General features: G+C 69.5%; 11 protein-coding genes. 4 read left to right on the top strand and 7 right to left on the bottom strand.

Annotated features, from left to right (window positions below; translation table 11 throughout):
- Positions 1-91 precede the first annotated feature (91 nt).
- Positions 92-1,255 carry a hypothetical protein gene (locus M3M54_RS09065; RefSeq protein WP_249018717.1) on the top strand — a complete coding sequence of 388 codons (1,164 nt, stop codon included), beginning with the start codon at positions 92-94 and terminating at the stop codon, positions 1,253-1,255.
- Positions 1,256-1,419: 164 nt separating this feature from the next.
- Here the strand turns inward: M3M54_RS09065 and M3M54_RS09060 are convergent, their stop codons facing one another.
- The 4 genes from M3M54_RS09060 to M3M54_RS09045 are packed head-to-tail and all read right to left on the bottom strand — an operon-like array spanning position 1,420 to position 4,701.
- A complete protein-coding gene (locus M3M54_RS09060; protein ID WP_249018716.1) occupies positions 1,420-2,391 on the bottom strand; it encodes a VOC family protein in 972 nt (323 codons plus the stop codon).
- Positions 2,388-3,068 carry a 4-carboxy-4-hydroxy-2-oxoadipate aldolase/oxaloacetate decarboxylase gene (locus M3M54_RS09055; protein WP_249018715.1) on the bottom strand — a complete coding sequence of 227 codons (681 nt, stop codon included), beginning with the start codon at positions 3,066-3,068 and terminating at the stop codon, positions 2,388-2,390. Before M3M54_RS09055 ends, M3M54_RS09060 begins: the two co-directional genes overlap by 4 nt.
- The gene (locus M3M54_RS09050; protein ID WP_249018714.1) at positions 3,065-3,778 is read right to left on the bottom strand and encodes a PIG-L deacetylase family protein; all 714 of its coding nucleotides are present in this window, start codon (positions 3,776-3,778) and stop codon (positions 3,065-3,067) included. Before M3M54_RS09050 ends, M3M54_RS09055 begins: the two co-directional genes overlap by 4 nt.
- Entirely contained in the window at positions 3,775-4,701 is a 927-nt protein-coding gene (locus M3M54_RS09045) for a DUF6282 family protein (RefSeq protein ID WP_249018713.1), read from the bottom strand. The genes M3M54_RS09050 and M3M54_RS09045 overlap by 4 nt, the downstream gene beginning before the upstream one ends.
- 181 nt (positions 4,702-4,882) lie before the next feature.
- Between M3M54_RS09045 and M3M54_RS09040 the strand changes: the two genes are divergently transcribed.
- Positions 4,883-6,217 (top strand): NAD-dependent malic enzyme, encoded by a 1,335-nt coding sequence (locus M3M54_RS09040; protein ID WP_249018712.1) that lies wholly within the window; start codon positions 4,883-4,885, stop codon positions 6,215-6,217.
- Between the two features lie 69 nt (positions 6,218-6,286).
- Here the strand turns inward: M3M54_RS09040 and M3M54_RS09035 are convergent, their stop codons facing one another.
- Together M3M54_RS09035 and M3M54_RS09030 are read right to left on the bottom strand one after the other, a co-directional pair.
- Positions 6,287-7,336 (bottom strand): hypothetical protein, encoded by a 1,050-nt coding sequence (locus M3M54_RS09035; RefSeq protein WP_249018711.1) that lies wholly within the window; start codon positions 7,334-7,336, stop codon positions 6,287-6,289.
- Entirely contained in the window at positions 7,333-7,965 is a 633-nt protein-coding gene (locus M3M54_RS09030; protein WP_249018710.1) for an RNA polymerase sigma factor, read from the bottom strand. The genes M3M54_RS09035 and M3M54_RS09030 overlap by 4 nt, the downstream gene beginning before the upstream one ends.
- A gap of 490 nt (positions 7,966-8,455) precedes the next feature.
- Here M3M54_RS09030 and M3M54_RS09025 point away from each other — a divergent pair, with 490 nt between their 5' ends.
- Positions 8,456-9,292, top strand: coding sequence for an SGNH hydrolase domain-containing protein (locus M3M54_RS09025; protein WP_249018709.1), 837 nt, complete (start codon positions 8,456-8,458; stop codon positions 9,290-9,292).
- Here the strand turns inward: M3M54_RS09025 and M3M54_RS09020 are convergent, their stop codons facing one another.
- Positions 9,293-10,015 (bottom strand): TetR/AcrR family transcriptional regulator, encoded by a 723-nt coding sequence (locus M3M54_RS09020; protein WP_249018708.1) that lies wholly within the window; start codon positions 10,013-10,015, stop codon positions 9,293-9,295.
- 48 nt (positions 10,016-10,063) lie between these two features.
- On the opposite strand from M3M54_RS09020, the gene M3M54_RS09015 reads away from it, so the two are divergent.
- Entirely contained in the window at positions 10,064-12,217 is a 2,154-nt protein-coding gene (locus tag M3M54_RS09015) for an MMPL family transporter (protein WP_249018707.1), read from the top strand.
- Positions 12,218-12,340: the final 123 nt, after the last annotated feature.

The raw sequence follows: 12,340 nt of genomic DNA, 5'->3' as shown, positions 1-12,340 counted from the left end.
GGGTCGTCTGCCGTCGAGCCCGCCTGAGCGCGGCGGTCAAAGGTGTTTGACAGGGCTGAAGTCCGGTGGCGCTGCTGCCGATACCTTTGGGGTGCGCCGCCTGCTGCCAAGCATCGCCCCAGTCGCCGCCTGTCTGGCTCTCCCCGCCGCAGCGCTGGCCACTCCGCCTGTGCCGGTGTCGCGGCAGTTCACCGGCACACTCAGCTCGCTCGGGACATATTCGTTCACCGTCCAGAGGCCCGGTCGCCCGACCGGGGTAATCCATGCGCTCACGGTGGCCGCCAACCGCCTGGCTCGCGGCGACTACCCGTACGTTTGGGGCGGTGGTCATGCCCAGGCCGGGATCGCCAGCGTCGGTGAGCGGGGGCCCGGCTACAACGGCCGCAGGCGCGGCTTTGACTGTTCCGGGTCGGTGGCGGCGGTGCTCAGGGGTGCCGGCCTGTGGCCAGCGGGCAGTGGTGTGCCCAACGACGCGGGTGTGATCCGCTATCTGCTGCGCCACCACGAGATCGCTCGCGGTCCCGGTGTTGGTCCGCAGGAGGTGACCCTGTATGACAACCCCGGCGTGCACATCTTCATGAACATCGATGGGCGCTTCTTCGGCACCTCGGATGGCGGTGGCGGTGGCGACCGAAGGGGCGGCCCCGGCTGGCTTGATGACGGTGCCCCCGACGCCTACAACCCGCGCTTTCGCCGCTACCATTTCCTGCCGTCCGTGCTGAGGGCGACCACGACCGCCGGCTTCACCTCAGGCTTTCAGTACGGCGCCGGTGTCAACCTGGCAGGTGTGCCGATGGGCGTTCCCGTGCACGTGCTCTACACCACCACCCCGCAGGGCACGATGATCGCCCAAGCCGTGACGGTGCCCGGTGAGCTCACGGCCACTGGCACCGTCCAGTCGGTCACCGCGGGCGGGAGCGGCTTCACGCTGCTGGCCGCCAACGGACAGACGCTGAGCTTCCCGGCAACGGTCGGCACGCCGCTGGCCCAGGCGCTGGCAAGCGGCAACCTCGCCAGCGGGGACACGGTGTCGGTGAGCTACATCAGCGCGCCGACGGTCGTGGTTGTCGGTTTCACGGTGACCGCGGCGGCGACCACGCCGACCACGACCACGCCGACCACGACCACGCCGACCACGACCACGCCGACCACGACCACGCCGACCACCACCACGCCGACCACCACCACGACCACGGGCGGGACGACCACGACCACGTCGACGACGCCCTCCGGCGGGGTCGGCTTCATGGGCTGAGCAGCGCAACCTGCAAGCCGCGGCTCAAGGCGCCGAGGTGGGGCGCCGATAGCGTTCATCAGAAGCAGCGCCCGCGGGCCGCGGGCGCAGATGCTCAAGCAGACCCTCTCTCCTCATGCGCCGGCGCGGCAACCCACACGGTTGTCGCGCCGGTGTGTTTGTGCTCAGGCGCTCTGGCGCGGCTCGAAGACCGGGGTGCCGTACGTGTGGAAGGTGTGGACGGTCGGGTTGTGCCAGGCTTGGCCCTTGGCTCGGTCGCTCTCAGTCCAGATCACGCACGGCTCGTCCGGCGCGTAGACCAGGCGTCCGCCGCTGGTGACCTCTACGCGGTTACCGCCCGGCTCGTAGCCGTAGAGAAAGAACCCCTGGGCGACGTTGTGCTTGGAGGGCGCGAACTCCACGTAGACCTCGTTCTCGATCCAGATGTCGGCGGCGCGCAGGCACTCCTCGCGCGTGTCCACCCAGAAGGCGGCGTGGTGCAGCCGCCCGTGGGCGCCCTCGGCCGCATAGGCGTCGCGCGTGTAGATCAGCTCGTGCGCGGCGATCGTGACCGAGAGCCAGGAGCCGCCGAGCGTGCCGTCGTTCAGCTCGATGCGCTCGTACTCGCGGTAGCCGAGCACGCCGGTGGCGAAGTCGCGCTGGGCGCGGACATCGCCGGCGAGGATGTTCAGGTGGTCAAAGCGCTTGACCGCCACGGCCCGGTTGGGCTGCTTGCCGTGGACGTTCTTGAAGTCGGTCGGAACCGGCTTGACGTAGCGCTCCACCTCGCTGTAGAGCTTGAAGCGGTGCCCTTCGGGATCCTGGAAGTGGAAGGCTCTGCCGATGCCGTCATCGCCCGAGTCCTCCCAGCCGCGCCCGAGCCCGGCCGCCTCGATCAGCGCCACACGGCGCTCGAGCGCCTCATCGCTCCAGGTGCGCAGGCCGCAGTACCCCATGCCCGCCCTTGCTGCTTCGGTGAGCTTCAGCGACCAGCGCTGGTAGTCATCCCAGCCGCGCAGGTAAACGGACTGGCCGTGGCGGTGCTCGACCTCCATGCCCATCATCTCGGTGAAGAAGTCGACGCTCTCCTGGGGCTTCGGGGTGAAGAGCTCGATCGGCCCGAGGTGGGCGATGTCCGGTGCTCGCAGCTCGCTCATTGCAGTTGTGCCTCCACGACGGACCGCAGCCCGTCCAGGTCGTATGACTTTGCGCCGGCTCTTAGCCGCTCGCGCTTGATCTGCTCCTTGTGCTCGCGCTCAAGCGACGCCGTGAGCACCTCTGTCGCACGCTCGCGCTCGACCACGGCCACCCCGTCGCCGTCCAGCACCAGGATGTCGCCGGGCCTGATCTGGGCGGCGCCGACACTCACCGGCACGTTGATCCGTCCGGCTGTGGCCTTGAGGGCCCCCTTGACGCGCACCCAACGCGCCCAGATCGGCAGGCCCATCTGTGCGAGCTCCTCGACGTCACGGACCGCGGCGTCGATCAGGATGGCGGCGACACCGGCCGCCCGCGCCTGGGTTGCCAAAAGGTCGCCGACCAGTGCCACCGGGCGGGGCTCGGGCATGGTCAGCACCAGCACCTCGCCAGGCTGTGCCTCCGCCATAACGGCGTGCACCATCAGATTGTCGTCCTGGGCACAGAGCACGGTGCGGGCCGGGCCCGCCGCGCGCGAGCCGGGCACGATCTGGCGCAGATCGGCGTCCACGTAGTCACGCCGGCCGCCGGCCTCGTACACGGTCGCTGAGCCGAGGCGGGCCAGCTCGCTGAGCTGCGCGGGGGTGGCGGCGGCCAGCGGGCCGCCGCCAACAACCTCATGCGCCCGCTCGCTCACAGCTCGCTCACCACCTGCGGGATCACGCGCTGGAAGGCCTCCGCGTAGCGGACCTCGGCGTTGCCGCTGGCCCGGCGGGCGTGGTTGGCGCGATGCTCGGCGCGCTGTGCGTAGTAGGTCTGAAGGTAGGCCTGGGCTTTCATGTGCGCCATGGCCGCACGCTTGCGCTCAAACACCGAGGTGATGTCAACGAACGTGGTGGGGGTGAAGTTGCACAGCTCGGGCTGGTGGGGCTCAAACAGGTAGAGCGCCGGTGGCTTGACGGTCGCAAAGGCGCTCTGCACACCGGCGCCGGCGGCCAGCGAGCGGGCGCGGTCAACGGCCCGGAAGGCGACCGGGTGGTCAGGGTTGAACGGGTCCGTGTCCGTGTGTGTGACGAGCACGTCCGGCGCGAACTCGCGGATCACCTCGGCGATCGCCTGCAGCTCCGCGGCGCCGATCTCGAGCGGATAGTCGCCCAGATCGAGCGCCCGGAAGCTCGCACCGAGCTCGGCGCAGGCCGCCTGCGCCTCCTCGTGGCGGGCGCGCTTGACGTTCTCGACCGTCTGGCCGGGCTGCTTCCAGAGCTCGCCGGACTCGCCGCGCTCGCCGTATGAGAGTGCGACCACCTCGGCCACGCCACCCCGCTCGACGGTCTTGGCGATCGCGCCACCGGCGCGCCAGACGAAGTCCGCGGCGTGCGCCCCGATTACCTGGATGCGCCGGCTCACAGCGGCTCTCCCGCGAGCCTGCGGGTGTTTGTGACAACCATCGTGTGGATCTCCTCCTCGCTGAACCCGGCTCTGAGCGCCTGGTCTGCGAACAGCGCCAGGCCATCCTCGACCGGTGGGTTGAACACCTGGCCGAGGTCGGTCGAGAGCACGTTGCGCGCAACTCCTGTCGCACGCACACCCTCCCAGACGTGCTCCCAGCTCACCTTGCGTGTGTAGGGGGTGGTGAAGCAGCGCTCCATCAGCGCGCCGCGCTCGGTGAGCGTCACCTGGTCTTGGATACTCAGGCTCTGAGAGGGGAACTCCGGGTGGGTGACGACCACATCGCGAATCCCAGCCGCCAGCGCGCCGTCGACCACCGCGAAGATCTCCGCACGCGACAGGTGGCCGGTGGCCAGCACCAGCTGATGACGTGCCGCCACCGCCAGCACCTCCCGGACCTCCGGCAGGAGCTCACCGCTGATTGGGTCTAGCACCGCCACCGGCTCTGCCTGCACGCCTGCCTCTCGAAGGGCGACCTCGAAGCGCATCCACACGGGCATCGGCGCCCCGGCCGGGAAGCTGTGCACCTCCTCCATCTCACCCCTGGAGTTGACGGTTGGCATCCAGACCGTGCGGGCGCCTTCACGGGCGGCGACCTCAACGGCCAGCGGGTTGATCCCGCCCACCGCACGGTTCAGGACGATCGCGCCGATCGCCCGCACGCCTGGCACCGCGGCGCTCACGGTCGCGGCGCGCTCGGCGGTGGCGGTGTAGTGCGACTTCATCTGGAAGCCGGCGATCCCGAGCTCCAGGCAACGGCGTGCGAGCCCGATGTCGTCGATGATCCGCTCCGTGAAGTCCGGCGCGATGTGCACGTGCAGGTCGTAGCCGCCGCGCACGAGGCTGCGCGCGCGATCGCTCGGGATCGGGTGCTCTGCCATGGCCAGAAGGTAGCGGACACTGCATGCAGAGAGTGTCTTTCGCGTGCGAGGTGGCGCCCAGGCGTGCGGTTGAACGCCGGGGCTGTCCCGGTGCTGCGCGGGGTGCCTCAGCCAGGCCCGTCGGACAGGCGAGACGATGCGGGCGCCGTGTCCGCTGCTCTGGCCCTACGATAGGCCTGCCATGCCGATGGACTGCACCTACCGCCTGCGCATCCCGCATCAGGCTGGGTACCTGGCTCAGGTCGCGCAGCGGATCAGCGAGCTCGATGGTCTGATCGGCGATGTCCACACGATCACGATCGCCCGGCTCGAGGCGATTCGCGAGATCACCGTTGAGCTGCGCGACCGAGAACACGCAGATCAGTTGGCGGTGGCGCTCGGCGAGCTCCCCGGCGTGCGCGTTGTGTGGTATCACGACCGCGCCTTCATCGCCCATGTCGGAGGCAAGGTGGAGATGCGTCCCTGCCGGGTTGTGACCTCCAACCAGGAGGTGCGCGATGTCTACACGCCCGGCGTCGCTCGGGTCGCAAGCGCGATCCACGAGTATCCACAGCTGGCGGCGCGCTTCACCATGATCGGCCGCAGCGTCGCGATCTGCACCAACGGCACGCGTGTGCTGGGGCTCGGTGACATCGGCCCGGTGGCGGCGATGCCCGTGATGGAGGGCAAGGCGATGTTCTACGCCCAGCTCGTGGACATCACAGCCGTGCCGATCCTGGTCGACACAACCGATGTGGATGAGTTCGTCGAGACGGTTGTGCGGATTGCGCCCGGCTTTGGTGGGATCCACCTCGAGGACATATCCACCCCCTCATGCTTTGAGATCGAGCGGCGGCTGATCGAGGCGCTGCCACAACCGGTCATGCACGACGACGTTCACGGGACCGCCGTGGTCACTTTGGCGGCGCTGATCGCCGCCTGCCGCCAGGCCGGGATCCGGCTCGATGAGGCGGTCGTCGGACAGATCGGTCTGGGGGCTGCTGGCTTCGGCATCGCGACGCTGATCCACGATGCCGGTGTGCGGCGGGTACTGGCAAGCGACCCGAGCCCTGCTGCGCAGCAGCACGCCACGGGGCGTGGGATCGAGATCAGCGATCTGCAGACGCTCATGCGTGAGTGTGACGTGGTGGTTGCGACCAGTGGCAGACCGGGGCTGATCACGCCCGCGATGGTGCGGCCCGGTCAGGTCATCTTCGCGCTCACCAACCCGGCTCCGGAGATCGAGCCCGAGGCGGCGCTCGCGGCTGGCGCGGCGTTCGCCGCCGACGGCACGAGTGTCAACAATGTGCTCGGCTACCCGGGGATCTTCAAGGGTGCACTGCAGGCCGGGGCCAGCGAGATCAACCTCGAGATGAAGCGGGCGGCCGCCTGGGCGCTCGCCGGGCTGACGGTCTCCTCGGAGCTGATCCCGGAGGTGCTCGACCGCAGGGTGCATGAGGCCGTCGCCGGCGCGGTGCGCCAGGCTGCGATTGACAGCGGCGTGGCGGATCTGGAGCGTCTGGGCGCCGAGCCCTGAGCCAGGGTTGCGCCTGGTGCAGCCGACGCGCCGCTCTCCGGGTGTTCGGAGAGCGGCGCGCGCTTCGTTCTAGTGGAAGCTCGGCAGCGTGCCCGCGGCCACCTGGGATAGCGTCACGCGGGCAACCTTGTATGAGACCTGTGTCGCGGGGGCGCCGTTGGGCGACCCGCCCGCGAAGCTGATCGGCGTGCCCGTCTGGGAGTTGATCGTCAGCTGTTCCTGATAGTCGGGCCCCACCTCGTCCGAACCGCCGGTGAGGACCAGCGTCGGCTGGCCGGCACTGGTGCCGTCTGTCACGCTCACGCCGGGCAGGGTGGCGAGGATCTTGAGCACGCCCGCCCGTACCTCGGGGTTGCCGGTGCCGGCGATGAGCGCGTCCTGCGCGTTCTCCCAGACCCGGTTGTTGTAGATGGTCGCGTTCGGGTCGTAGGGAAAGCCCGTGAGCTTGTCCTTGAGCTTCGCGGAGGCAAGGTCCGCCGCGGATGTCCCCGTGGTGGGCGTGATCTGCGGCTGTCCGTTGGTGTCTGGGGCGTTTGCCAGGGCGAGCGCCGCCTGTGTCACGTTGCCGGTGGCGGCGGCCTGCGCCGCCGCGATCTCGCGGGCGAACAGACCGCCGCCTTGGTTGTTGTTGGCCGCAACCTGTGCCGCCAGGCCACTCTCGCTGCGGGAGAAGTAGCAGGTTCCGTTGTCGCCGTAGAGGTCGTAGACGGTGATGGTCACAGGGCCGCCGGCTGCCTGGGCGCTGAGCGTCGTGGTGCGCTGGACGAGCGTCGCGTTGCCCGGCGGAGTGGCCGATGCGCTGATGTTGCCCGCGAGGCGCACGAGCGCCGGGCCACCCCCGTGCGCCTGGAGGCCGAGCGCCGGGGCAGTGCCGTGCTTGCCGCCTGCCGTGAAGGCCACCAGGGCAGCGGCGATCGCGGCGACGCTCGCGGTGGCGAGGGTGAGCTGGCGCGGCGCGCGCCCACCCACCCGCCACCTGCCGTGCTGGCCCCGCCTGGGGGCAGGTTGCGAGCTTGCGTGGCGCAGCAGCGCGAGCAGCGCACGGTCGTGTGCGGCCGGATCGGTGGGTCGGCGGTCGGGTCGCTGTGCGGCCACCCAATCGAGGTCGTGATCGGTCATCGAAGCCCGTCCTGTTCGTTGTCGTGTTGGCTGGTTTTGAGGTATGCGCGCACGCGCTGGCGTGCTCGGTGGATGCGTGAGCGCACCGTGCCGACGGGAACGCCGAGCGCCCGTGCTATCTGTTCGTAGTCCAGGTCGGCCCAGGCGAGCAGGAGCAGCGCGTCGCGGTCCACCGCAGGCAGGTCCTTCAGTGCGGCCGCGAGCTCGGCGCCGAGCATCTGACGCTCGAGCGGGTTGAGCTCGTCACCGCCCTTGGTGAGCACATCCAGCGCTGCTGATCGCGAGAGCTTCTGCTCCTCGCGACGGGCGCTGCGAAAGTGGTCGCGCAGCAGGTTGTTCGCGATCCCGAAGAGCCACGGTCGCGCGTCGGTATAGCGCGCGTCAAAGCGCCAGCGACGGTCGAACGCCACCCGGAAGCTCTCGGCGGCTATGTCCTCTCCGGCCGCCCCGGCTCGGCTGCTGCAGAAGCGGTGGACCGCTTCCCAATGTCGCTCGAAGAGCCGCGTGAACGCTTCGGGATCACGCAGCGACCTTGCGACCAGTTCGGCGTCGGTTGGTCCCGCTGGGTGCGTCGCGCCGCGGGTGCGCAGCATGGCCGCGACAGGTGGTTGTGCGTAGGTGTCATCCATTGCAGCTGATTCGCCCACCGCGCCAGAAAGGTTCGCGGTGTGCCGGATGGCCGTGATGTGGACTGGACGCATCGCTGGTCACGATCCGTGTGCCTTCACTGACCAGCATGCGGCACATGTTGTCTGCCTCGTGGCTGGGCGGCGGCCCGATCGCTGGTTGTGTCGCGTCACCCACGCAAAGGGGGTCGGCAGGACAGCGGCTTGCTCGAGCCTCGGCTGCGGTTGGTGGGCGGCTGTGCGGAGCGAGGGCTCGCGGCGGCGGTTGGAACCGGTTGCCTTTGGGTAGCGCAATCCCGGTTGCGGTGGTTTTGATGCTCGGCGTCGGTTCGTGATTGATCGTCCAGTGAGGTTGCGTCTGCTCACCTTGGCGGTGGTGTTGCTCGCTGGCGCTGCGGTTGCCGGGTCCCCCTTGGTGGCCGCGTCGCCGGCGCGGCCGGTGGCCAGGTCGCGACCGTCGTCGCCTGGCGGGGAGCTGTTCGATCAGCGACCGGTGGCGCCGGTTGTGGCCGCCGCCGCGCTCGCGCGCGCGGGCGCGCCCATCCCCACCGTGCTCGACCCCGCAACAGCGGCCGGCGCGGGGCAGCCGATCGCGTCGGCATGCCTGCCTGCCTTCGGGTCCGGTCTGAGCTACCAGCTTTGCAGCCTCGGTGACGTTCAGGCGCGCCACACCGTTGTCCTGCTCGGCGACTCGCATGCCTCCATGTGGACGCCGGCGTTTGTGCGGGCGGCGAGACGCCTGGGCTTCAGGCTCGTCCCGCTGGCCAAGCCCGGCTGTGCCCTGTGGGCGCTGCATGAGAATCGCCCCGGTTGGCCGTGCCTGAGCTGGTGGCGGGGCGTCCTGGGAGTCATCGCGCGGCTGCGCCCGTCGGCCACCATCGTGAGCTTCCTGACGGACAACTACACGGTGGCGCAGGCTGGGCTGGCGGCGCGTCTGGTGGCGCGCGTGATGCGGGCGGTCCCACATCCTGTGCTGCTGGCGGATGCGCCGAGCGACGACTGGTATGTGAATAACGTGCCCACGCCGGCGCAGTGCATGGCTGCGCCGGGCGCCAACCTGGCGCGCTGCGCTCTGCATCTGACGCCCGCTATCCGCGCCTCGCTGCAACGCATTCAGGCGATGGTCGTCAGCCATGGCTACCCCGCGATCCCGACCCTACAGTGGTTTTGTGAGGGCGATCTCTGCCCGACCGTGATCGGCGGGATCGTCACGAGCGAGGACGGCAACCACATCACGCCCCAGTACGCCCAAGCCCTTGGTCCGCGCCTGGCAAACCGGTTGCGTCCAATCCTCGCCGAGCTGTGGCGGGCGGAGGCGCGGGCGCGTTGATCAGTGCTGCTGATCGCAGAACACCGACTGCAGCGTGTCGAACGCGCGGTCGATCATCAGGACCGGCTGCGGGGCGCCTGCATCGAGGACGCGCCGTCGCTCCGCGCCGATCGTGCGCAGCGCGGCCACCGCGGTCCGCGCCACAAGCTCGCTGGTGAAGCGATCCGCAGCCCGCGTCGGTTTGTCGTCGGCGCGGCCAGCCTGCCGAGCGCGCTCGAGCAGCGCGTCTGTGATCAGCTGCTCGATCCGCAGCAGGGGACGCTGACCGGAGCGTCGCATCGAGTTGAACGTCGCGGCGCTGTCGGTGAACGCCCATAGCAGCTCGCGCTCGGGGCTCCGCTCGATCGCGGCGGCCAGCTGCACCAGCGCCATGCGCACCGCGCGCACGGGGCTCTCAGCCACGGGGCGAGCGATGATCGCCGCGTGTGCTGCCTGCATCCAGGTGCCGAGTTTGGAGGCGACGATCCCTTCCTTGCCGTCGAAGTAGCGGTAGAAGGTGCGCTCGGTGACCCCGGCCGCGGCGGCTATCTCGCGCACCGTGGTGGCATGAAACCCGCGTTCGGCGACCAGCTTGTCGGCCGCCGCCTGGATCGCGGCCGCGGTCGCGCGCCTGTGGGCCGCGCGTCGGCCAGTCCCGGCGGCTTTGGCTGCGGGCGGGGCGTCGGCGTTCGGAGCGGGGCTCCCGATGATGAGGTCGCGCGGGTCGGGATCCGGGTCGGTCACCTCAAAGAATTTGTCACACCTGACGCGGTTTCTGTAAAGCTGTCATGCATGACAGAACGCTCCGATTCGCGACTCGGCTCGCTCGGCGTCTGGGCGGCGCGCCGGCGCTGGCTCGTGCTGGCGGGCTGGATCGCGCTGCTGGTGGCCGCGACGCTCGCCCACAGGGTGGTGAACAGCAGCTACAGCGACACGCTCACGATTCCGGGGAGTCCGGCCCAAAACGGCCTGAACATCCTGCAGGCGCACGATCCACGCGCCGGCGGCCAGAGTGGCCAGGTCGTCTTTGAGTCAGGCGGCGCCCCGCTGAGCAACGACAGGCAGGCGATTGAGCAGTCGGTGAAGGACCTGCAGGGCCTCCCGCACGTGCTGGCGGTCGGCGACCCGCTCGGCACGTCCACGCTGTCGGCCAAGGGCACCATCGCCTACGCCAGCATCAACTTCAACCAGAACCCACAGAAGCTCGGCAAGGGCTACGTCAACCAGGTCGACTCCGCCGTTGCTCCGGCGCGCCGCGTCGGTCTCAAGGTCTTCTACGGCGGTGGGCTGGGGCTGGCCGCTGAGCCGAAGGCAAAGGATGCGACTTCGGAGACGATCGGGATCCTGGTCGCGCTGGTCGTGCTGCTGGTCGGCTTTGGCTCGGTGTATGCCGCCGGACTGCCACTGCTCAGCGCGGCGCTGGCCGTCTTCACCGGATTGGGGACGCTTGGGGTCGTTGCGGCGGCCGTGGCGTTCGGCACGAGCGCGCCGACGCTGGCGCTGATGATCGGGCTGGGGGTGGGGATCGACTACGCGCTGTTCATGACGACACGTTTCCGCCAGCGCCTGATCGACGGCAGCGAGGTCGAGCAGGCGATCCGCGCCACCGTCTCGGCCAGCGGTCACGCGGTGCTGACGGCGGCCTCGACGGTGGTGATCGCGATGCTTGGTCTCTACGCGTCGGGGATCTCGTTCATCGGCAAGCTGGGGCTGGCAGCGGCGATCACGGTCGCTGTCGCCGCGCTCGCGGCGCTCACCCTGGTACCGGCGCTGCTGGGCTTTGCGGGGCGCGGCATCGACCGCCACGCTGTCCGTCGCCTCGTCGCCGAGCCGAGCGGCGAGGGTTCAGCCATGCACCGCTACGTGGCCACGATCGAACGCCACCCGTGGCGCTTTGCGCTGGGTGGGATCGGCCTGCTGCTGGTGCTTGCGATCCCGGTTCTCTCGATGCGCATCGGCCACATACAGCCGACCGCCGAGCCCGCCAGCTTCAGCGACCACCAGGCCTACCTGGCGATCCAGCGGGGCTTTGGCGCTGGGGCCAACGGCCCGCTGACGATCGTCGTGGCACCGCCTGCCAAGCGAAGCGTGAGTACGGAGCTCGCCTCACACCTGGTCTCGGTGCTGCGCGCGCAGGTCGATGTGAGCTCGGTGCCGCGCATGGGCCTGGCGGACGCCGGCAGTCTGATCGTCGGCAAGGTTCTGCCCGGCAGCGGGCCTGGTGACACGGCGACGGCGAGCCTGGTGCACCGCCTGCAATACCAGGTGCTGCCGCAGGCCCTGGCCGGCAGCGGCGATCGGGCGTATGTGACCGGCGGCACGGCAGCCACCGTTGAGTTCGTCAACACCGTCACGGCCCGCCTGGGCATCATCATCGCGGTCGTGCTCACCGCCGCGTTCGTCCTGCTGCTTACGGCGTTTCGCAGCCCCGTGGTGGCCGTCAAGGCCGTGCTGCTGAACCTGCTCTCGATCGGGGCCGCCTACGGCATTCTGGTCGCCGTCTTCCAATGGGGTTGGGGCTCGAGCCTGCTCGGCGTGGACGGAACCGTGCCGATCGAATCCTACGTGCCGATGATCATCTTCGCGATCGTCTTTGGCCTGTCGATGGACTATGAGGTGTTTCTGGTCTCGCGCATCCGCGAGCACTGGCTCGAAAGCGGCGATAACGCCAAGAGCGTCGCCAGCGGCCTGGCCCAGACAGCGCTCGTGATCACGTGCGCGGCGCTGATCATGGCCAGTGTGTTCTTTGCGTTCCTGCTCTCAACGAAGGTGGACATCAAGATGCTTGCCCTCGGGCTCGGAGCGAGCGTGCTGATCGACGCCAGCGTGATCCGCCTGATGATCGTGCCATCGCTCATGTTCCTGTTCGACCGCTACAACTGGTGGGCGCCCGCCTGGCTGCAGGGCTCGCCCCGGGTAGCGGCGCCGTTGCCCGCCCAGGCTTGAGCCTCTGGCCCGCCGTGCACGGCCGTGATCTTCGCCTGCCAGCGCGTGATGGTGCGGGCGATTCGCCGGTTAAGGGGGAGAGGCCCTGCATCAGCAGGGCCTCTCCCGTCAGGTCTCACGCTG

The sequence above is a fragment of the Conexibacter sp. S30A1 genome, assembly GCF_023330665.1.
Lineage (GTDB): Bacteria > Actinomycetota > Thermoleophilia > Solirubrobacterales > Solirubrobacteraceae > Palsa-465.
Note: the sequence above shows the minus strand (reverse complement) of the source record. Positions and strands in the feature narration are given on the sequence as shown.

Excerpts from the sequence above, each read along its gene's own strand:
- M3M54_RS09060 (WP_249018716.1), bottom strand. The coding sequence starts at position 2,391 with ATGAGCGAGCTGCGAGCACCGGACATCGCCCACCTCGGGCCGATCGAG.
- M3M54_RS09045 (WP_249018713.1), bottom strand. The coding sequence starts at position 4,701 with ATGGCAGAGCACCCGATCCCGAGCGATCGCGCGCGCAGCCTCGTGCGC.
- M3M54_RS09040 (WP_249018712.1), top strand. The coding sequence starts at position 4,883 with ATGCCGATGGACTGCACCTACCGCCTGCGCATCCCGCATCAGGCTGGG.
- M3M54_RS09035 (WP_249018711.1), bottom strand. The coding sequence starts at position 7,336 with ATGACCGATCACGACCTCGATTGGGTGGCCGCACAGCGACCCGACCGC.
- M3M54_RS09030 (WP_249018710.1), bottom strand. The coding sequence starts at position 7,965 with ATGGATGACACCTACGCACAACCACCTGTCGCGGCCATGCTGCGCACC.
- M3M54_RS09015 (WP_249018707.1), top strand. The coding sequence starts at position 10,064 with ATGACAGAACGCTCCGATTCGCGACTCGGCTCGCTCGGCGTCTGGGCG.